Raw genomic sequence first — 19520 nt, forward strand, 5'->3', positions numbered from 1 at the left:
TTTATGAACTTTATGAATGAGTTTATACTCCCGTTAGCCTTTACGCTTGATCTTCTGTTTGGCGATCCTCGCTGGATCTCTCATCCTGTTCAGTGGATAGGCTGGTTTGCCCATATTACCGAGGAGCGGTTGCGTCTTACCCGTCTGCCGCTTCGTCTGGCCGGGATTCTCGCCGTTATCATTGTTGTGGGCGCTTCTGCCGGATCAGCCTGGCTTCTTATTGCCATGGCCAGCCAACTGCATCGTGTGGCAGGGTTAGCCGTTGGGATCTACCTGCTTTTCAGCTCGTTTGCAGTCAGGTCTCTTGGTGACCATGCCGGGGCGGTACAGGCCGCGCTTGAAGCGGGTGACAAAGAACTGGCCCGCCAGAAGGTTGCCTTAATGGTTGGTCGAGATACGGCCTCTCTGGATGAAGGTGGCATAGCGCTTGCTGCAACAGAGAGTGTCGCTGAAAACTCCGTTGACGGAGTCACCGCCCCCTTGTTCTATGCGCTGCTTTTTGGCCCGGTCGGAGCAATAGCCTATAAAGCGATCAATACCCTTGATTCCACCTTCGGGTATAAAAATGAGCGTTATCTGGAGTTCGGATGGGCATCAGCAAAGCTGGATGATCTGGCCAACTATTTTCCTGCACGATTGACTGTCATCCTGATAGCTGTTGCGGCGGTGATCGGCAAACTCAGGTTTTTTGATATCTTCAAATCGGTCTGGAAGGGAGCGCGGCTGCACGCCAGTCCCAATGCCGGTTACCCGGAATCAGCATTTGCCGGAGCCCTTGGCGTCACCTTTGGCGGCCAGCGCAGTTATGGCGGTGTTGTGGAGCACGCCCCCCTGCTTGGCGTCAAGCCGGGGAAGTGCACCGCACTTGTCATCCGCCAGAGTATTGCGCTGATGTGGATGACCGCTGTGCTCTTTCTTGGCGCAGGCATGGGTATCAGGATTTTGATACAATCAGCGGGTTGAACCCCAATAATATATGATGTTATGAAACAACAACGTATTCTGCTCTTCACTGGAAACGGCAAGGGAAAAAGTACAGCGGCATTCGGGATGCTGGCAAGAGCGCTGGGCCACGGTATGCGTGCCAGAGTGATCCAGTTTGTTAAATCTGACGATTCGGTTGGCGAACAGAAATTTTTCCGCAATCTTGACGGGGTGGAATGGGAGCAGTTCGGCGAGGGATTTCTTCCGAGAGATCCTGAAAGTCCGAAAATGGAACTGCACCGGATTGCGGCGCGTAAAGGGCTTGATGCAGCCATCGCCGCGCTGCATGCATCTGATTTCGACTTTGTGTTGCTTGATGAACTCTGTTTCGCTCTTGGCCAGAATCTTATCCCCCTTGATCCTCTGCTTGAGGCGCTCCGTTCCGAAGGAGGGAGTGGCAAGATTGTGGTGATGACGGGCAGAAATGCTCCGGAAGCGCTTGTTGCTGCCGCCGATACGGTTACAGAAATGAAGATGATCAAGCATGGTTATGAACAGGGGATTCCGGCACAAAAGGGTGTGGAAAACTGATGGGCATGAAGGGTTCTCCGATATGCGCTGATAACAGCTTTACCGGTAAAGGCAAGGTGAGGACAACGGTGAGGATTGTGCTCTTTTTTGCGGCTCTCCTCCTTTTGCTCGCCCTCTCCATGCTTCTCGGTCCATCCGGTATCGGCATTCCGGATATGCAATCACCATCGGGAAACGCAATTCTTTCGCTCCGCTTCAGCCGTCTTTTGATGGGGATGATGACCGGTGCAGCGCTCTCGGCATCCGGTGTGGTCTTTCAGGCGCTTCTGCGCAATCCTCTTGCCGAGCCCTATGTTTTGGGGGTCAGCGGCGGGGCCGGTCTTGGAGCAACCCTCACCATTCTTGCCGGGTCGGGTCTGCTAACCACTCTCGGTCTGCCAGTTGTCGCCTTTATTTCTGCTGTTCTGACGCTGATGGTGGTCTATGGGATTGCAAGCCAGGGATCGAGTGGCCAGCCCTCTGTGTACAGCCTGATTCTCAGCGGCGTTATCGTAAGCTCGATCTGTTCAAGCATCGTCATGTTTCTGGTCTCTACGGCAAGTGTTGAGGGGATGCACAATGTTATCTGGTGGATGCTCGGCAGTCTGCAGCCGGTCACCGCCAGCCAGCAACTCCTCTCCGCTGGTCTTATTTTTGCCGGTCTTGGCGGAATCTGGATTCTCTCTCCTCAGCTCAACGCGCTTGCACTTGGTCGCGAGATGGCCCATTATCAGGGATTGCGTGCCGACTTTGTGATTGTCATCGGCCTTCTCTTTGCAACGCTGCTTGCCGCAACCGCCGTCTCCCTTTCCGGCATGATCGGTTTTGTCGGCCTTATTGTGCCCCATGTCATGCGGGCCCTCTTCGGACCGGATCACCGCAAGCTTGTTCCTCTCGCCGCTCTTGGTGGGGGAGCTTTTCTGGTTTTGTGTGATGCCGTGGCCCGTACCCTGCTTGCTCCAATCGAGATACCGGTCGGTGTGGTGACCGCCCTTGCCGGGGGCCCATTTTTTCTCATTATTCTCCAGCGGAGAATGAAACAGGCCTGGATAGCATAGTATGGAACAGGAAGCCTTGACATTCAGGAATGTTTCCGCCGGATACAAGCAGAGACGGGTGCTCGATAACGTGAGTTTCACGGTAAAGGAGGGGGAGTTTGTCTCGCTTATCGGCCCCAACGGCTGCGGAAAAAGTACCCTTTTAAAAACCGCAGCCGCACTGCTGAAACCCCTCTCAGGCAAGGTTGAGCTTTTCGGGCAGGATGTTCAGCACATCAAGCCTGCCGTTCGCGCATCCCTGCTCGGCGTTGTTCCGCAGAAGATCGATTCGCCAATGGCCTTTACTGTCAGCCAGATTGTGATGAATGGCCGAATCAGCTCCATGGGGTGGTGGGGAACTCCCTCTTCGCTCGATCATGACCTTGTTGAGCGCTCCATGATTTATACCGATGTTCTTGGGTTGCGCGACCGCTTCTTTACCGAGCTGAGCGGGGGAGAGCAGCAGCGCGTTGCCCTCGCCATGGTGCTTGCACAGGAGCCGAAAATCATCATGCTCGATGAGTCAATTTCCCACCTCGATATCAACCATCGCCAGGAGGTGCTTCAGATTCTGATGAACCTGAACCGCGAAAAGCGGATGACCATTCTGCTGGTGAGCCATGACCTGACGCTCTCTGCCGGAATCTCCGACCGATTTCTGCTGATGGAGGCTGGCACCGTTGCAAAAGCGGGAACGCCAGCCGAGGTGCTGGAGCCTGCATTGCTGAGCCGGGTCTATGATTGCGACCTTACGGTGCAGCAGGATCCCTATACCGGTTATCTTCAGGTATCGGGAGCGATTGACAGTCTGAGGCGGCGCCGGAAGCTGGAGAGGAGTGTTCATGTTATTGCTGGCGGGGGAAGCGGCATTGAGCTTTATCGCAGGCTCCTCATTGAGGGGTACGAGGTGACCAGCGGTGTTTTAAATCGCCTTGATTCTGATGCCGAAGCGGCCAGGGCGCTCAACATCCCCGTTGTGCTTGAACAGCCTTTTTCGCCGGTCGGCGCTGCGGCCATTGCAAAAGCGATGGAGATGATTACGAATGCTGACGCTGTGGTGCTCAGTCAGGTGCCTTTTGGTTCAGGAAATCTGGTCAATCTTCAGCTTGCCGAAGAGGCGCTCAAACGAGGCAAAACCGTGTTGCTTGCCGCCGGTATCGGCGAAAGGGACTATACCGAGGGAAAGGCGGCTGTTGATTTCGCCGCCCGTCTGAAGCGTTCCGGCGCGCTCAACTGGCACTCCATTCATGAGCTGGTAGCCCAGCTTCAGCAACAATTACACCACTGAAAATCATGATCTGCAAACAGCAATTTCCCTTTCGTTTCGGGACAAGTTCCTACATCATTCCTGCTGATATCATTCCTAATGTTGAGTTTCTCAAGGATAAGGTGGACGATATTGAGCTGGTACTCTTTGAGTCGGATGAATTCAGCAACCTGCCCTCTCCGGGGGATATGCAGAAGCTGGCGGAACTTGCCGAAGCCTCTGCACTGACCTATTCGGTGCACCTGCCGCTTGACGTCTATCTCGGCCATCCTGACCGCAGTGAGCGGGAACGCTCAGTCGGCAAATGCCTGAGAATTATCGAGCTGACCCGCGATTTGCCGAAATCAGCCTATGTCATGCATTTCGAAGCGGGGCCGGGTGTCGATATCAACGCATTTTCTGCAGATGAAAAGAGACTCTTTACGGAGGCACTTCACGATTCCATTTCGATGCTTCTGAAGGGTACCGCTGTTCCGGCATCAGAATTCTGTGCTGAAAATCTCAACTACCCCTTCGAGCTTGTCTGGCCTGTGGTCGAAGCGTTCGGCCTCTCCGTTACGCTCGATGTTGGCCATCTTGAGTTCTACGGCTTTCCAACCGCAGAGTATCTTGAGCGTTACCTGCCTTATGCCAGGGTGCTGCACATGCATGGCACGCTTGAGGGAAAGGATCACAACTCTCTCTCCTTCATGAAGCCTGAAGCGCTTGATCTGGTGATGAAAGCACTCACGGATGCGCCTGTACAAAGCAGGGTTTTTACCCTCGAAATTTTTTCGCAGGAGGATTTTGACTCCTCCTGCAGGGTGATGGAGCGGTTTGTACTCTCAGACTGATTGTATTACATTGTAATACGTGAAAAGATATTTCAATGCAATTGAAGATAAGGAGGGCTTGATACTATGAATACTGCGATATCGGTGAGATTGCCGGATGAGCTGGTGAAGCGGTTGGAGGGGATAGCGAAAGAGAGCGAGAGAAGTCGTTCCTTCATTATACAGAAGGCTTTGGAGTCCTGGGTTGAGGAGGTTTCTGATCTTCAGATAGCCTATGACCGGCTTCATGATGCGGATGATCCTGTTATTTCGGACAAAGAGATGAGGGACTCTCTTGGCATATAGTGTTGGTTACAAGAAGTCGGTTCAGTGCGACCTACGGCAGTTATCCCGTTTGGATGCACAACGGATTTATGATCAGATTGAGCAAGAACTTGTCAAGAATCCAAAGTCAAATCCGCTTCTTAAAGGACGTTTTGTTGGCCTTCGGAAATATCGGGTTGGTGACTACCGTGTAATTTATTGTGTTTTGGATGAAGAGGTTATCATTTTGAGAATTGCCCATCGGCGAGATGTGTATAAGCGTGATATCTGACAATTTATCTCTTATGATTACAATAACCTCTCCCCTTGATTTCACCCTGCTGCCGCTCCCGTCAATTTATTTCGGTGCCGGGCGCTTTTCCCGGCTTGCGGAACTTGCCGGAAGCTTTGGTAAAAATATTCTGGTAGTCACCGGAAGTCGAGCTTTGCAGCGGTCAGGCCGTTTAACCTCTCTTTTTGATGGATTGCACCGTGACGGTTTACACTCCTTTCATCTTGTCGTTGACCGGGAACCCTCTCCGGAACTTGTTGACGGCGCTGTTTCATATTACCGTGAATTTTCTGTTGATGCTGTTCTGGCGGTCGGTGGGGGCAGTGTGCTTGATGCAGGCAAGGCCATTTCGGCCATGTTGCGTTATGATCTTCCGGTTGAGCGTTTTATCGAGGGGCAGGAGGGTTTCATGCAGCATGACGGGCGTAAGGTGCCCTTCATTGCTGTGCCGACAACATCGGGTACCGGAAGCGAGGTGACGAACAATGCGGTCATCAGCCGGGTTGGCCGGAACGGCTTCAAGCGTTCTCTCCGCCATGCAGCATTTGTGCCCGATATCGCCCTTGTTGATCCTGAACTCATGGTGACCGTTTCACCGGAATTAACGGCGGCATCAGGGATGGACGCCTGTACCCAGCTTCTTGAAGCCTATACGTCGCCCTTTGCTACGCCTTATACCGATGCCCTTGCCTGCAGCGGCCTTGAACATTTCAGTCGCTCCTTTCTTTCCGCCTGCACTGTCTGCTCAGGCGACAGCGCTGTGCGGGGTGACGTTGCCTATGCCGCACTGATGTCGGGTATTGCGCTTGCCAATGCCGGTCTCGGGATTGTGCACGGCTTTGCTTCGTCTGTGGGTGGCCTGATCGACATACCGCACGGCACACTCTGCGCCACCCTGCTTGCTGAAGCGACAAGGGAGAATGTCGCTCAACTCCGCGCAATTGATGGGAGTCACCCGGCTTTGCAGAAATATGCCAAAGCTGGCGTCATACTCTCGGGAGTTGCCGCAAAGGATGTTCCTGCAGGCTGCGAACGTCTGGTCGAAACGCTTGAAGAGTGGCAGGAGAGCCTCTCTTTTCCCCGGTTGCGCAGTTATGGGCTCAATCTGGAAGATCTTGATGGTATTGTCACTGCTACCCGCAGCAAAAGCAATGCCGTTGTGCTTGACCATGCCGCCATGAAACGGATTCTCTCAAAGCGGTTGTGAATTTGTGCATCATGCCCTGGTGCTCCACCAGTCATCTCCGTAGGTGTAGAAGAGCTCTTCACCCTCGTTGATATTGCGTAACGCATAGAGGACAAGTTCCACCCCGAGTGCTCCCTGCTCTCGGTAGTAAGCGACGTTGGGTGTCGATGAATGGTTGAAGAGCATACCGTTGCCCATCACCACAAGGCGGGCGCTTTCTGTGCTGCCGTAAAAGACATAGTTCAGCAGTTCACCCCCGACGTCCTGATCGGTCACCTCAAGGGCAGGGCAGCGCTCAATAATGTCGCCCTCACTGATCTTTTTCAGGGCAAACGCTCCCCGTCCGCTGACGGTTGATGCTCCGATCGTAACCACTCCTCTCTGGCCTGCGAAATTTTTTTTTGCAAGGAAAAAGCCGATTGCACTACCGGCGATCATGCCAATAAGAAGCATGACGGGAATGATAACGAACATGTTGATGTTCATAAGCTTGGAGCAGGGTTGGAAAAAGGACGCGCCGAAGCTGAAGCTGAAGCCACCCGGCAGGTTCGTCGTGAAAATTCATGGAAAATAGCAATATTTCAGGGGTTGCAAGAGCGATCAGCAGAAGATTCTCAAGCACTTGTCTTGTTGATACAGAGAAAAAGAGCGCTTATTCTTATATTTTGTTTTCAACTTTAAATACTAAACCATTAAATCCGGATACAGAAATGTCTGCTGTTTCAAAAAAAACGGTTTCCAGTGCCGCTGCAATGGGGAAAGAAGAGCAGGAAAGCCTGGAGCGAAACCGGAAAAGGGCTCTCTACCAGGCAACAATTGAGCAAATCGTTGAGGGTTGGGCCGTAGGCAAGCCGATACTTGAGTCTACCGGTAAGCCGAGTGGCTATTACCGTCTCACCAATTATCTTCGTCAATACATCATTGAGCATGAGAGTCTGCCGAAAGGGATTCACACCATGCCTGAAGGACGGGACAGCTTCAATAACATTGAACCCTCTTTTCCGGTTGATTTCAATAGTATCATTGGGGATATTACTTTGCCCGAATGAGAGGCTCATGCCATGCTTCCCGTGAACTGAACTTTCATTTGTTTCGTATCGAAACTTTTTGTGCTTTTTTTTGTTATTGTTCCTTACTGTTATGTAAGAATTAATGTAAAGAGTAAGAGGGTTTAGATGTCTATTGCAACACTGACAAGCAAAGGTCAGGTGACCATACCGAAAGAGGTTCGTGAGATTTTTGGACTGCATTCGGGAGACAAGCTTGATTTTTCATGCGATCATGGGGGACACATCGTTGTCACTCCAATTAAGAAAAATGTTGATGAGCTTTTTGGTAAGCTGTATAATCCGGAAAGAAAAGCTCTTTCAACTGAGGCCATCAATAAAGCGATTCGGCAAAAATTCCGACAGCAAGAGTTGTGAATGCCCTCGATACCAATATTCTTGTCCGATTTCTTGTCCGTGACGATGCCGGGCAGGCTGATCGTGTCTATCGGTTGTTTAAAACTGCCGAGACGGAGAAAACAGCTTTCCTTGTTTCAATTCCTGTTCTTCTTGAACTGATCTGGGTGCTCGATTCTGCTTATGAAATTCAACGGCAAGAAATTCTTGATGCTCTTGGAGAGCTTTTGCTGCTTCCCATTCTTGTCTTTGATGCTCAGTCAGCCGTAAGCTCTTTTATTGCAGATGCTCGCAAAAATAATCTTGATCTTTCGGATCTCTTGATCGCCTTTGATGCTGTATCGTCCGGCTGTGAACAGGTGTTGACGTTCGATAAAAAGGCAGCAAAATCAGATCTATTTGCACTCCTTGTGGAGTAGGTGTCAACGAAGCAAACAGCTTGCACGTTGGTTGCAGCTCATTTTCTGAGGTTGCCTAGGATTTATGTGCGATTGAACCCAGAGGCATGGTTGAACTTCAGGCTGAAGTATAAACGCAAGCAATAAAATAAATTATTCAAAGAAATAGATGGAGGAGGGCATATGAACACACGGGAGTTATCACCCTGTTTTGTCACAAAGGATGTGGATGCCTGCCGCGATTTTTACCAGCGACACTTCTCGGCAACAGCCATTTTTGATTGCGGCTGGTATCTCAACATGCGTATTGGAGGCGATGGCTCTTCGATTCAGTTCATGCAGCCGCAGGATGGTATGGTTGAATACGGTGCAGAGGGGGTTATGCTCAACTTCAGGGTTGACGATGTCGATGCAGAATATGCAAGGCTTGTGAGCGAGGGGGTTGCACTGGCCATGCCGCTTGAAGATCATCCATGGGGCGACCGGGGATTTTCGATTATCGATCCCATTGGAACAGCTCTCTACATCTACTCTGATCGGGAACCGTCGGATGAATTCAGGCAATACTATACCTCCTGACAACGGCGACCCTGCCGATCACCTGATATAAACGGAAGGTTCCTTGAATTTGTAAGATGACGCAAGTACACGTAGTCAACAACGTCCCCCTATTGAAATGAAAAGTTCTCAAGTGGTTGATTCCTCTGTTGACGTAAGTGCTAATAGTCAACAACGTCCCCCTGTGTTGAGGATTAGTGATTTGTCGAAGTTTTATATGATGGGGGAGGTGCGGGTTGATGCTTTGAAGCATATTTCGCTTGAGTTTCATGCGGGGGAGCTGGCGGTGCTGCTGGGGGCTTCGGGGAGCGGGAAATCGACGCTGCTTAATATTATCGGGGGGCTTGATGTGCCCTCTTCGGGGAAACTTTTTTTTCATGGGAGAGAGATGACTGCGGCCACGGAGGCGGAGCTGACGGCCTATCGTCGTCGTTCGATTGGCTTTGTGTTCCAGTTCTACAATCTGATTTCAAGCCTTTCGGCGCTTGAAAATGTGCAGCTTGTGACCGAGATTGCCGATAATCCCATGCCTGCAGAGGAGGCCTTGCGGCTGGTGGATCTTGGCCATCGTCTGAACCATTTTCCAGCACAGCTTTCCGGCGGGGAGCAGCAGCGGGTGGCGATAGCGCGGGCGGTTGCGAAGCGGCCTGAGCTGTTGCTGTGTGATGAGCCTACCGGGGCGCTTGATTTCCAGACGGGAAAACTGGTGCTTGATGTGATCGAGAAGGTCAATCGGGAAATCGGTACGACAACGCTTGTTATTACCCATAATGCTTCGATTGCGGGGATGGCTGACCGGGTTGTGCGTCTGCGGAGCGGGGAAATTTCTGAGGAGAGGAGGAACCTTACCCGGCTGTCACCTTCTGAACTGGTCTGGTAGAGAGTTCAGATGAAACAACTTCAGAGAAAGCTACTGCGCGAACTGATGCGCCTCAAGGGTCAGATGCTTGCTGTTGCGGCGGTGGTGGCCTGCGGTATTTCGGTTTTTGTCTCCATGAGCAGCGTGAAGCATTCACTTGAGGTTTCGCGGCAGCGCTATTACAACAGCTATCGCTTTGCGGATGTTTTTGTGCAGGTGAAGCGTGCACCGGAGTTTTACCGCGAAACGGTGAGTCGTATTCCGGGGGTGGCATCGGTCAGCACTCGCATTACGGCTGACGTTACCCTCGATGTTCCGGGGCTGGACGAACCGGCTACAGCCCGGCTGGTTTCGATTCCCGACTATCGTACGCCGATGCTGAATGATCTTTTTCTGAAAAAAGGGCGCTATATCGAGCCGGGCAAACCTGATGAGGTGATTGCGAGCAAGCCCTTTCTCGAAGCTAACCACCTTGTTCCCGGCGACCGGATCAGTGCGGTGATTAACGGTCGAAAGCGGAGTCTGCTGATTGTCGGCATGGGGCTCTCACCCGAATATATCTATGAGGTGCAGCCCGGCTCCTTTTTCCCCGACAAGCGGCGTTTCGGGATTTTCTGGATGGGGCGTCGCTCGCTGGAGTCTGCGCTCGACATGAGCGGAGCGTTCAACGACCTTTCGCTGACGCTTGCTCATGGGGCATCGGAAAAAGATGTCATCATGCGTCTCGACACTCTCTTTAAACGCTATGGTTCGCTTGGTGCCTATGGACGCAGCGAGCAGCTTTCCGATCGATTCATTGTCGATGAGATCAAGCAGGTCGGCATTCAGATTACCTTTCTTCCGGTTGTCTTTCTCGCTGTGGCAGTTTTTCTGCTCAATATTGTGCTTCGCCGTATTGTTGCCACCCAGCGCGACCAGATTGCCGTGCTCAAGGCTATCGGCTACTCCAATGAGGATGTCGGGTTGCACTATCTGGGGTTTGCCATGATTCCTACCGCTTTTGGGGCGGTTGTGGGTACGCTGTTTGGAGCGTGGCTTGGCAGGGGGCTGATGAACATCTATGCCGATTTCTATAATTTTGCGGAGCTGGTCTATTACTTCCGTTTCGAGGATGTTGCCCTCTCGGTTCTTTTGAGTTTTGCTGCAGCCATTTTTGGCGCGCTTGGTGCGGTGCGCAAGGCGGTGCAGCTTCCTCCGGCTGAGGCGATGCGCCCGGACTCCCCGGTGCTCTACAAGCCGGGTATATTTGATCGAGAGTCGTTGCGAAAAAAAATTCCGGTATCACTGCGGATTATTGTGCGTAACCTGGAGCGCCGCCCCTGGAAAGCCGTGCTTTCTGTGCTGATGACCTCCCTTTCTGTCGCGATTCTCATTGCCGGTCGCTATACCTATGACTCTCTTGACCGGATGATTCAGGTGGAGTTTACCCGCAAACATCGCGAGGATGTTACCGTGATTTTCAATAATCCCATGCCTCCTTCGGTACGCTATACCATTGCGTCGCTTGACGGTGTGCTTGAACATGAATATTATCGTGAAGAGCCGGTGAAGATGCGTTTCGGTCATCGTATCCGTCGGCAGTCGATCAAGGGAATGGAGTCTGCCGAGGGGTTGCAGCGGCTGGTTGACAAGGCAAACCGACAGTGCAGCTTGCCTCCTGACGGCATTGTGCTGACCTCAACGCTTGCGACGCTTCTTGGTGTTGGGCCGGGCGACAAGCTGCAGATCGAGTTTCTGCAGGGCAGGCAGCGTCATGCCGAGCTTCTTGTCAGTGGAACCATTGATGAAATTCTTGGCCTCTCGGCCTACATGAACCTTGGTGCGCTGAACCGTCTGGCAGGCGATGGCGGGGCTCTGAATGCGGCATATCTGCGTCTTGATCAGGCAAAGGCCGGGAAGCTCTACACAACCTTCAAGGGTATGCCGGGAGTTTCCGGCATCATGATGCTGAAGGCGATGAAGGAGAGTTTTGATGAGCTGATTGCCCAGAGTATGAACACCTCGACCGTCATTCTCACCTCTTTTGCCTGTGTGCTTGCCTTTGCGGTGGTTTACAATGGCGCCCGCATCTCGCTTTCCGAGCGGGCACGAGAACTGACAAGCCTCCGGGTGCTCGGTATGACAAAAGGGGAAATTTCCTTTATTTTGCTTGGTGAACAGGCTCTGCTTACCAGTGCTGCCGTACCGCTTGGCTTTTTGATTGGTATCGGGCTCTCTGCACTGCTCGCCCATGCGCTCAGTTCAGAACTCTATCGGCTCCCTTTGGTGTTCAGCGCCTTTAACTTTCTCTTTGCCTTTATGGTTATTGTTCTTGTCTCGGTTGTCTCCGCTCTCCTGGTCAGAAAGCGGCTTACGGAGCTTGATCTTGTCGAGGTTTTAAAAACAAGGGAATAGATTATGGTATTTTCGAAAACACAGCGCATTGCAGGGATCTCGGTTGCCGTGGCAGCGCTCATTCTTTTTTTTGTTTTCCGCCCCTCTCCGCTTCCTGTAGATTCGGGTGTGGTCAGTCGTGGCCCCTTGCAGGTAACGCTTGAAGGGGAGGGAGTTACCCGCGTGAATGACCGTTTTGTTCTTGCCGCACCGGTCAGCGGAAAGCTGGTGAGGGTGGAGCTTGAAGAGGGCGACCATGTCCGGAAGGGGAGCGTGGTGGCCTCACTGCTTCCTGCCCAGCTCGACAGCCGTGAGTATCGTGAAGCCTCTTCACGGGCGGGGTCAGCCCGGGCAGCTCTTGACGAGGCGATTGCCCGGCAACGCAGGGCTGATCTCACCCTTGTGCAGGCTGAACGCCGTTTCGGTCGTTACCGTAATCTCTATGGTGAGGGGGCCGTTTCAAAAGAGAGTTATGAACTTGCAGAGAATGAGGCTCAAACATTGCGAAAAGAGCGTGATGCGGCCCGCTCAGGGGTTGAGGCTGCCCGTTATAACCTTGGAGCGCTTCAGGCCCTTGTTGATCGCCAGGTAGCGGGGCAGCCGGTGAAGGTACTCTCCCCGGTTGATGGTCGGGTGCTCCGTATCCATGAGCAAAGTGAACGGGTCGTGAGTGCCGGGTCACCACTGGTTGATATTGGTGATCCTTCGGCGATTGAGATTGTGATTGATCTGCTCTCTTCCGACGCCATCAGGGTAAAGCCGGGAAACCGGGTGGTGATTATGGACTGGGGCGGTGAAAGGGAGCTGCAGGGAGTGGTGAAAACGGTTGATCCGGCGGCATTTACCAAAACATCGGCACTCGGGATTGAAGAGAAACGGGTGAACATTGTGGCGCTTCTCAGCCGCAACGAACCGCTGCTTGGCGATAATTTTCGTGTCCAGGCAAGCATTGTGCTCCGTGAAGCGAGTGCTGTGCTTCAGGTGCCGGTAAGCAGCCTCTTCAGGGGAAAAGAGGGCTGGCATCTCTTTGTTCTTGAGGATGGCAGGGCGGTTGATAAAGCCGTGAGGATCGGTATGAGGGGCACCTTGCAGGCGCAGGTGCTCGCAGGGGTCAGGGAGGGGCAGAAGGTGGTGGTGCATCCTACCAACGAACTCAGGGATGGCATGTCGGTGAAGGCGCAGGAGTGATGAAAAAGAGCGCTTGCACGTTTCCCTGTACGGAGTAACTTTACCCACACTATGAGCAGAATTGAAACAACAGCAGCGGCAGTCAGGAGTGCGGAGATCTCCCACTCGATGATTCTTATTATTGGCGGTGGGGCGGCAGGAATGATGGCGGCGATTGCAGCACGTCGGAGTGCAAAAGCTTCCGGCAACTCCTGTTCGATAACCCTTCTTGAGCGGAATCCCCGTCCGGGAACAAAAATCAGGATATCGGGGGGCGGTAAATGTAATGTAACTCACACTGGTACTTCGGCGGAGCTGCTTGAGCAGGGTTTTCTGCGTCGCAATGAGGCGCGTTTTTTGCGTCAGGCCCTCTACAGCTTCTCAAACAGTGACCTTCTTGCTCTCTTGCGTTCTCGGGGTGTTGAGAGTGAAGAGCGGCCTGACGGAAAGGTGTTTCCCGTCAGCGAGGATGCCTCAACGGTTGCCCGTGCCTTTGAGGAGCTGCTGAAGGAGTCACGGGTGCAGGCACACTTTTCCTGCCGGGTCAGGAGTGTCGAACGCAAGGGTGAACTTTTTATGGTGACCACTGCCGATGGGGTATTCACGGCAGATCGTCTCATTCTTGCAACCGGTGGTGTCTCCTATCCCGGAACCGGTACGACGGGTGACGGCCTTGTGATTGCTCGCTCGCTTGGCCACTCGATAAAAAAGCCTTCGGCAGCGCTGGCGCCCCTCTACACCCTCAACGCTCCTCCCGCTTCACTTTCAGGGCTGGCACTCCGCTCAATCAGCCTTGTAGCCACTTCCGGTGGACGGAGTGTTGAACGGCGTGGCGACCTGCTCTTTACCCATCGCGGCGTCAGTGGTCCGGCTGCACTCTCGCTTTCACGCGACATCGCCGAGCTGATTGGTGAAACAGGTAATTGCGCTCTCTTTGCCGATCTCTTTCCGGAACAGAGCAGCGCTGAACTTGAGGCTGAGCTGCTGCTCCAGGCTCGCAGGAGTGGGGCACAGATGGTACGCAAATTCCTGCAGGGATGTCCGATAGCTCCTCTCAGTGGCGCTTTCGGCATGGCTCGTCAAGGGACGATTCCAACCGCTCTTGTACCCTTTCTTATGCGCCATGCAGGCCTTGGGAATGATGTGACCTGGAGCGGACTTGCGAAAGAAAAACGGCAGTCGCTCCTCTCAACGCTCAAGCGATTTCCGCTTGGCAGTGTACGCGATGTGCCGCTTGATCAGGGGGAAATTTCAGCCGGAGGCGTTTCGCTGGGGGAGGTGAACCCCAAAACCATGTGCTCAAGGGTTGTTCCAAACCTTTTTCTCTGTGGCGAACTTCTCGACTACGCCGGTGAGATTGGCGGCTATAACCTGCAGGCCGCATTCTCCACCGGCTGGATGGCGGGTGTGAACGCGGTCAAGCCAGTAGTGACGAACTCTCTGTAAAAGGCAGAAAGCGTTGATGTTAATTGGCGTTTCCTGCCTCTAACCCTTTTATTCTGAGCAGGAATAAGCAGGCTCTTTTGTTGCACTGTCCATCATCCGTACTTCAAACCGGCACTCTTTAATGTCGAATGAGAAGGCGGGATTGTCGTGAAAGATGACCCGTCTGTTTTCGAAGCGCACCTTCATGGGAACGCTTACCTTCCGCTCATCACCGCAGACGTTGTTCTTTACTCCGGGATGGAAGAGCGCGCCCTCTTTATCCAGCACAGAAACATGGATGGCATGGTCAACAGTACTCAGCGCCTCTATGGAGCCGTCTTCTGCAAGCTGGACAGAGTTAATGTCGCCGTGAATCCCGTTCGGTTCGTTGTCGTAGGAGGAGATCACCCCGATTGGCGTAAGGATGTCAATCTTTTTGAGTGGCTCAAAAGAGCGGATTGAGCCTGACTCATAGAAAGCCAGCCCTTTTCTCACGGTGATTTCACCCATCGGCGTCTTTACGGTCAGGGTTTGATCCGGCCAGAGAGTGATGCTTTTGAGCGCACCGCTTTCGTAAAACTGCAAACCAATCACCTTGGTGGCAAGGGTTCCTATAGGCGAACTGAAGGTGAGGGTGGTGGCAAGGGCAAATTCGTTCTTCCACGACCAGAAGCCGCTCAGTTTACCGTCAAGTGGAAAGATCCGTTTGATATTGCCATTTTTATGGAAGGTCACCAGCTCCGCCGGGATGGCGCCGACCGGTGTTTCAAGCATGGTTTGCGATTGCAGGGCAATTGATTTCAGAGCGCCATCCTTGTAAAAGTACATCGGCTTGACGGCGCGTCGCCCCATGTCCTCGGCTTCGTATTGAGGCACCAGCGTGCCATAAGGGGTGCTCAAGCTGTTTGGCTCGGTGACAAGGCAGCCATCCGTTTTGCCGTTCGAAAAGAGGGTGCGGAACTCGACACCGGAAAGGTCGCCATATATGGTGCTTGTTGTGGCCATGATGTTTCTCGTTATGTTGGTTTTTCCAAACTCTTTTCACTTCCCCTTCCTTTATATTGCAATTATCGTGCCGGAAGGTGGAAAAAGGTATAAAATACTTATTTGTAAGAGGTTCCCTTTTCTCTTTCTGGTTGAGGATGACCAAAAAGGGCTACAAAATGGTAGAAATTATCGGGCGATCTACATTGTGGTAGAAAATGCGGAGGGAGTGGCTGGTCAGATTCGTTTTGCTTGTTGCTTCGCTAATCGCGTTTGGCGACGCAGTTCATTCCTGCTCAATTATCTGCTTTCGTTGGGGATTGCGCGGAAGGGTGGTTTACTGGTAAGCTACGGTTACATCAAAGGTTCCGGTGTAGTTCCCCGGTGGCTGGTTTGCAGAGACCTCCAGCTTTCCGCCGATATTGAATGCAGAGAGCCCCTCACTATTCAGTTTCAGGGTGTTTGAGGCTGGTGAGACGGTAAAGCTGTTTACCACCATGCTGCTACTCCCGTTGGAGATCGTGATTCCTGTATTTGGCAGTGTAACATTATAGGCAGAGTTTGCCGTACCGGTGACATTGAATGATGCTGGCCCGGAGACTGAGGAGACGAGCTGCACTCCTCCCGAATTTGTTCGATCGGAGGTTGATGGATTGATGGTCACCGTTCCTACTGATTCACTTGGAATGATGACTCCAAAAGCCAGATCGCCATGGGTGGGTGTTGATGTGTTTTTGGCACTGGAGATTCCGGGCGCGATTGTTGCTGTGGCGGTGCCTTCGGCAGCCTGTGCCACACTCCCGGAGGAGAACAATGCCCAAAGGGAGAAGAGAACTACAACTCTGTTTTTCATGGGGAACCTCCCATTTAACTTCCATGACGGAGGCTGCGTCTCTGAAAAGGATAACAATAAAGTATAATAACCTTAATGCGGAACAAATGTCAGGATAAATTCATACCCCCATACGCAAATCTATAACAGATTTTGAAGAAAACAAATCCTGATATGATAATAGTTTTTATTTCAGGGCAGCAGGGGAGTTTGAAGTGATTTCTCTTTGCCGGAGTCGACTGGAGCCTTCCCGTTCGATTCAACAGGTGTTTCAATGCCCGGTTCAACAGTTAGCGGCTCAAGTACCAGATTGATATTGTCGATATATGCTCCTTCGGCTGGAATGACCAGCTCCTTGAATGGCGCTGTAGTGCCAAGTTTTGCGGCCTGTTCGGGTGATACGCGCAAGGTGTAGTTCCCGGTGGGGAGCGCTCCGAGAATGTAAACACCGTCATATTCTGACCGGGCCTTGCCAGCTACCTTTCCCTCCTTGTCAACAGCTTCAATGGTGATACCGGACGCAGGTTCCTCAATGCCCTCTTTCTTGTTGAAAACGGTACCGCTCACTTCACCGGTGACCCATACGGGAAATTTTACCGGGAGAGGATAACCTGGTCTTGGTACCACACGTACCCCTTTGTCGGCAGGCACCCAAAGCAGCTCTTTAAGTGTTGAGGGTGAAATGGTGATATCCGTCAGAATGTTGGGAGAAATTCCCTGAATAAAAGCGATACCCTTTGCATCAGTGAGTGCGGGATTGCTTTGTTGATTGACAAAAAAACCGGCATCCTTGATTTCGGGCTCATCGGGGTCCAGCTCCCTGTTGCGATTCTTGTCGAGGTATGCCTGGGCGGAGATTCCTGCCTGCTGGCTGCTCAGGCTTCCATCGATATTCCATTGACCACTTTTTGGCTCATGACTGAGGTTCGTCGAGAGCTGGATACCGATACCCCATGCTCCGCCACTGGTATAGTTACCTGTAACTCCCATTGCCATCTTTTTGAAGGTATGGTTGAGCCCTGTTGATGCAGTCAGGGTTTTGCCAAGCGGTGTGTAGGTAATGCTGTTGAGAAGCAGCCATTCATGCTTGAGGCGCAGTTCGCAGGTACCTCCAACGGTGCTGATGACTCTTTCAGGAAGGAGCTGGTATCCAATTTCAGCCCTGAGTGAGAGGTTTTGGCGTGTCATGCTTGCATATGAGCTGCCAGAAAGGGCATCACTTTCTGTGTCACCATCCAGCATTCGTTCCAGTGTAACGGTGTGTGTATGATCAATACCCCAAGTCCGGTTGCTGCTGGTCATGGTGGCACTCTTCGATTTCCGCAGTTCATCAAACTCTGTCTGGGCCAACGTCATCGAGAATCGGGAGTTTGTCAAAAAGAAAAAGGGGTTCAGGCCGTCGATGCGGATATCCTCTTTTTTCAGATATGAAAGAGTCCCGGTTGTTGTATGCCAATCTTTATCATACTCCTGCATCAGGACGGAGAGTGTTAATGGTCCAAATCGTGTCTGGATACCTGCCTGCCTGGCCAACCGACTGGTGGCAAGATTGCGGGCTATCTGCAGATCGAGCTGTATCATTTTCAGGTAACCGCTGAACCCCGCTCCGGCAAACGTCTGACGTTCGTCGTCGATGAGCGCTGATGCGAGATAATTGGTTGCAGTGAGCCATTTGTTCACGCCAAGTGTGCTCTTCCAGGTCATGAGGGGCGCTGGATCACCATCTGGTGATGCGAGCAGCGAACGTTGTGTTGCGTTGGTTGCTGTTATTTGATAGTTCCAGCTACCCGGTTCGATCATGTTGCGTCCGACATTGTAGATATGCCGTTCAACCCGCTGCTCGCCCTGGGGGCCATGGAAAACAAGTCGCAGTTCATTCAGACCATAGATGAGTGGGATATCGGCAAATGAATAGCTCTCACGGGGGTTTGATGGGCGGTAGTCGAGCAGGTTTGCATTGCTGAAGAGTTCTACATCCCAACCCTTTGCAAGAAAACCGTTCAGGGTCAGCTTGTCAAAAAAAGAGGATTGATTGATCGGGTAACTGCTTACCATGATGCCGGTTCCGACACTGTTGCCTATCAGTGGAAGTGTTTCGGGCTGAATATCCCCGATGGCAATCTTGCGAGCGTCAAGTACTCCCAATATGCCGCCCGTCGGGCTTGTCCGTTCAAGGATCATGGTGCCGTTGTCAACTCCGATAATCGATTTGCCGGCGCCAGCAATATGGCCTGAAAGATCAAGTCTTCCGCTCATCCAGAGGAGATCACCAGAGAGGCGGGTGTAAAAGCTGCTGTTTCCTGGAGTAATGTTAGCTGTCCCCTCTCCGGTCAGTGAGGAGGAGAGGGAGATGTCAATGCTCGGGCCGGCAAGGAGGCGGAATGGAGTGTTCAACAGCGGATAGCCGGGATCATTGTAGCTGCCATAGCCCCATGTATTGGAGCCTCGCTGGCTGCGCGCCATGCGTTGCTGAATAGGAAGCGGTTCAAACGGACGAATATCGACTGCAGCATCAAGGCGGTTGGCATCGATGCGCATGGCAAACCATTCGGCAAGCAATCTGCTTTCGACATAGATATCGTCAGTGAGGGCTACCACCAGCTTCGGGTCGTACCGGTATGTGTTGCCGTCTACGATAATGGAGGATTTTGCCATATCGAGCATGAAAGACTGAGAGGGCAGGGCAACATGGCCTGATCCGACTCCTTTTGCAGGATCAACAGTAATGCCGAGTTCAAGGCTTCGGCTCAGCTCACCAAGAGGAAGAAAGAGTCCAGGAGGGGCAGAATAGGTGACCAGATTACCGGAAAGCGTCGCTCCGCCAAGACGAACGACGCAAAGCAGCAAATCGTCCTCACTGAGGGCGGTCGGAGACTCTGCCGTCCTCTTCTCTTCACCATACAAGAGTTCCGTCTGGTGGCCGGTCGCAAGGCATATCCAGAAAAAAAAGAGAAGTGAACTTCGTAAAACTCTGAAATAATTATGCAATGACGACAATATGACCCTCTGCGAGTAGGTGTTCAGCGCTCTTCTCCTTATTGCTGTAGTGAATGATCAGGGCTCCTGCTGCCAATGACTCTCCAGCGCCTTGAACAGTAGTAGCAATGAAGAGGCATGGCAGAAAGTTCCTGATGTTCAGAGTACTATTGAAAACCGACAAAGTACTCTT

General features: G+C 52.3%; 21 protein-coding genes. 16 read left to right on the plus strand and 5 right to left on the minus strand.

Going from position 1 to position 19520, the window contains the following annotated elements:
• Nucleotides 1–3: 3 nt before the first annotated feature.
• From cbiB to AC56AD_RS06435, 8 genes are all read left to right on the plus strand, one after another.
• The gene (gene cbiB / locus AC56AD_RS06400; protein WP_012508022.1) at nt 4–963 is read left to right on the plus strand and encodes an adenosylcobinamide-phosphate synthase CbiB; all 960 of its coding nucleotides are present in this window, start codon (nt 4–6) and stop codon (nt 961–963) included.
• A gap of 21 nt (nt 964–984) precedes the next feature.
• Nucleotides 985–1515, plus strand: coding sequence for a cob(I)yrinic acid a,c-diamide adenosyltransferase (gene cobO, locus AC56AD_RS06405; RefSeq protein ID WP_012508023.1), 531 nt, complete (start codon nt 985–987; stop codon nt 1513–1515).
• The gene (locus AC56AD_RS06410; RefSeq protein ID WP_012508024.1) at nt 1515–2552 is read left to right on the plus strand and encodes a FecCD family ABC transporter permease; all 1038 of its coding nucleotides are present in this window, start codon (nt 1515–1517) and stop codon (nt 2550–2552) included. Before cobO ends, AC56AD_RS06410 begins: the two co-directional genes overlap by 1 nt.
• Nucleotide 2553: 1 nt before the next feature.
• Nucleotides 2554–3819 carry an ABC transporter ATP-binding protein gene (locus AC56AD_RS06415; RefSeq protein ID WP_012508025.1) on the plus strand — a complete coding sequence of 422 codons (1266 nt, stop codon included), beginning with the start codon at nt 2554–2556 and terminating at the stop codon, nt 3817–3819.
• 5 nt (nt 3820–3824) lie between these two features.
• On the plus strand, nt 3825–4631 hold the full coding sequence (cbiR, locus tag AC56AD_RS06420) for a cobamide remodeling phosphodiesterase CbiR (RefSeq protein WP_012508026.1): 807 nt from the start codon (nt 3825–3827) through the stop codon (nt 4629–4631).
• A 66-nt stretch (nt 4632–4697) separates the two neighbouring features.
• Nucleotides 4698–4916: a ribbon-helix-helix protein, CopG family gene (locus AC56AD_RS06425; protein WP_012508027.1), complete on the plus strand. Its 219-nt coding sequence runs from the start codon at nt 4698–4700 to the stop codon at nt 4914–4916.
• Entirely contained in the window at nt 4906–5166 is a 261-nt protein-coding gene (locus AC56AD_RS06430) for a type II toxin-antitoxin system RelE family toxin (RefSeq protein ID WP_012508028.1), read from the plus strand. Before AC56AD_RS06425 ends, AC56AD_RS06430 begins: the two co-directional genes overlap by 11 nt.
• Before the next feature lie 13 nt (nt 5167–5179).
• Nucleotides 5180–6373 carry an iron-containing alcohol dehydrogenase gene (locus AC56AD_RS06435; RefSeq protein WP_012508029.1) on the plus strand — a complete coding sequence of 398 codons (1194 nt, stop codon included), beginning with the start codon at nt 5180–5182 and terminating at the stop codon, nt 6371–6373.
• 9 nt (nt 6374–6382) lie between these two features.
• On the opposite strand, the gene AC56AD_RS06440 is transcribed toward AC56AD_RS06435, so the two are convergent.
• On the minus strand, nt 6383–6838 hold the full coding sequence (locus AC56AD_RS06440) for an SET domain-containing protein-lysine N-methyltransferase (protein WP_012508030.1): 456 nt from the start codon (nt 6836–6838) through the stop codon (nt 6383–6385).
• Nucleotides 6839–7062: 224 nt separating this feature from the next.
• Between AC56AD_RS06440 and AC56AD_RS06445 the strand changes: the two genes are divergently transcribed.
• The 8 genes from AC56AD_RS06445 to AC56AD_RS06480 all read left to right on the plus strand — a co-directional run bounded on the left by AC56AD_RS06445 (nt 7063) and on the right by AC56AD_RS06480 (nt 14556).
• Nucleotides 7063–7401, plus strand: coding sequence for a hypothetical protein (locus tag AC56AD_RS06445; protein WP_012508031.1), 339 nt, complete (start codon nt 7063–7065; stop codon nt 7399–7401).
• Nucleotides 7402–7527: 126 nt separating this feature from the next.
• On the plus strand, nt 7528–7776 hold the full coding sequence (locus AC56AD_RS06450; protein ID WP_012508032.1) for an AbrB/MazE/SpoVT family DNA-binding domain-containing protein: 249 nt from the start codon (nt 7528–7530) through the stop codon (nt 7774–7776).
• Nucleotides 7773–8174 (plus strand): type II toxin-antitoxin system VapC family toxin, encoded by a 402-nt coding sequence (locus AC56AD_RS06455; RefSeq protein ID WP_012508033.1) that lies wholly within the window; start codon nt 7773–7775, stop codon nt 8172–8174. The genes AC56AD_RS06450 and AC56AD_RS06455 overlap by 4 nt, the downstream gene beginning before the upstream one ends.
• Nucleotides 8175–8336: 162 nt before the next feature.
• Nucleotides 8337–8732: a VOC family protein gene (locus tag AC56AD_RS06460; protein WP_012508034.1), complete on the plus strand. Its 396-nt coding sequence runs from the start codon at nt 8337–8339 to the stop codon at nt 8730–8732.
• A gap of 196 nt (nt 8733–8928) precedes the next feature.
• The gene (locus AC56AD_RS06465; protein ID WP_190274044.1) at nt 8929–9591 is read left to right on the plus strand and encodes an ABC transporter ATP-binding protein; all 663 of its coding nucleotides are present in this window, start codon (nt 8929–8931) and stop codon (nt 9589–9591) included.
• Nucleotides 9592–9600: 9 nt separating this feature from the next.
• A complete protein-coding gene (locus tag AC56AD_RS06470) occupies nt 9601–11964 on the plus strand; it encodes an ABC transporter permease (RefSeq protein WP_012508036.1) in 2364 nt (787 codons plus the stop codon).
• Nucleotides 11965–11967: 3 nt separating this feature from the next.
• Nucleotides 11968–13131 carry an efflux RND transporter periplasmic adaptor subunit gene (locus AC56AD_RS06475; protein WP_012508037.1) on the plus strand — a complete coding sequence of 388 codons (1164 nt, stop codon included), beginning with the start codon at nt 11968–11970 and terminating at the stop codon, nt 13129–13131.
• Nucleotides 13132–13182: 51 nt separating this feature from the next.
• Complete coding sequence (locus tag AC56AD_RS06480) at nt 13183–14556, plus strand: BaiN/RdsA family NAD(P)/FAD-dependent oxidoreductase (protein ID WP_012508038.1); 1374 nt, start codon at nt 13183–13185, stop codon at nt 14554–14556.
• Between the two features lie 48 nt (nt 14557–14604).
• On the opposite strand, the gene AC56AD_RS06485 is transcribed toward AC56AD_RS06480, so the two are convergent.
• The 4 genes from AC56AD_RS06485 to AC56AD_RS06500 form a co-directional block, all read right to left on the minus strand.
• Nucleotides 14605–15540 (minus strand): hypothetical protein, encoded by a 936-nt coding sequence (locus AC56AD_RS06485; protein WP_012508039.1) that lies wholly within the window; start codon nt 15538–15540, stop codon nt 14605–14607.
• A 316-nt stretch (nt 15541–15856) separates the two neighbouring features.
• Nucleotides 15857–16372 carry a DUF4402 domain-containing protein gene (locus tag AC56AD_RS06490; RefSeq protein ID WP_012508040.1) on the minus strand — a complete coding sequence of 172 codons (516 nt, stop codon included), beginning with the start codon at nt 16370–16372 and terminating at the stop codon, nt 15857–15859.
• A 171-nt stretch (nt 16373–16543) separates the two neighbouring features.
• Nucleotides 16544–19348, minus strand: coding sequence for a carboxypeptidase-like regulatory domain-containing protein (locus AC56AD_RS06495; RefSeq protein ID WP_012508041.1), 2805 nt, complete (start codon nt 19346–19348; stop codon nt 16544–16546).
• Entirely contained in the window at nt 19332–19511 is a 180-nt protein-coding gene (locus tag AC56AD_RS06500; RefSeq protein ID WP_150085621.1) for a hypothetical protein, read from the minus strand. The genes AC56AD_RS06495 and AC56AD_RS06500 overlap by 17 nt, the downstream gene beginning before the upstream one ends.
• Between the last annotated feature and the right edge of the window lie 9 nt (nt 19512–19520).

It is taken from the genome of Pelodictyon clathratiforme (assembly GCF_982375515.1).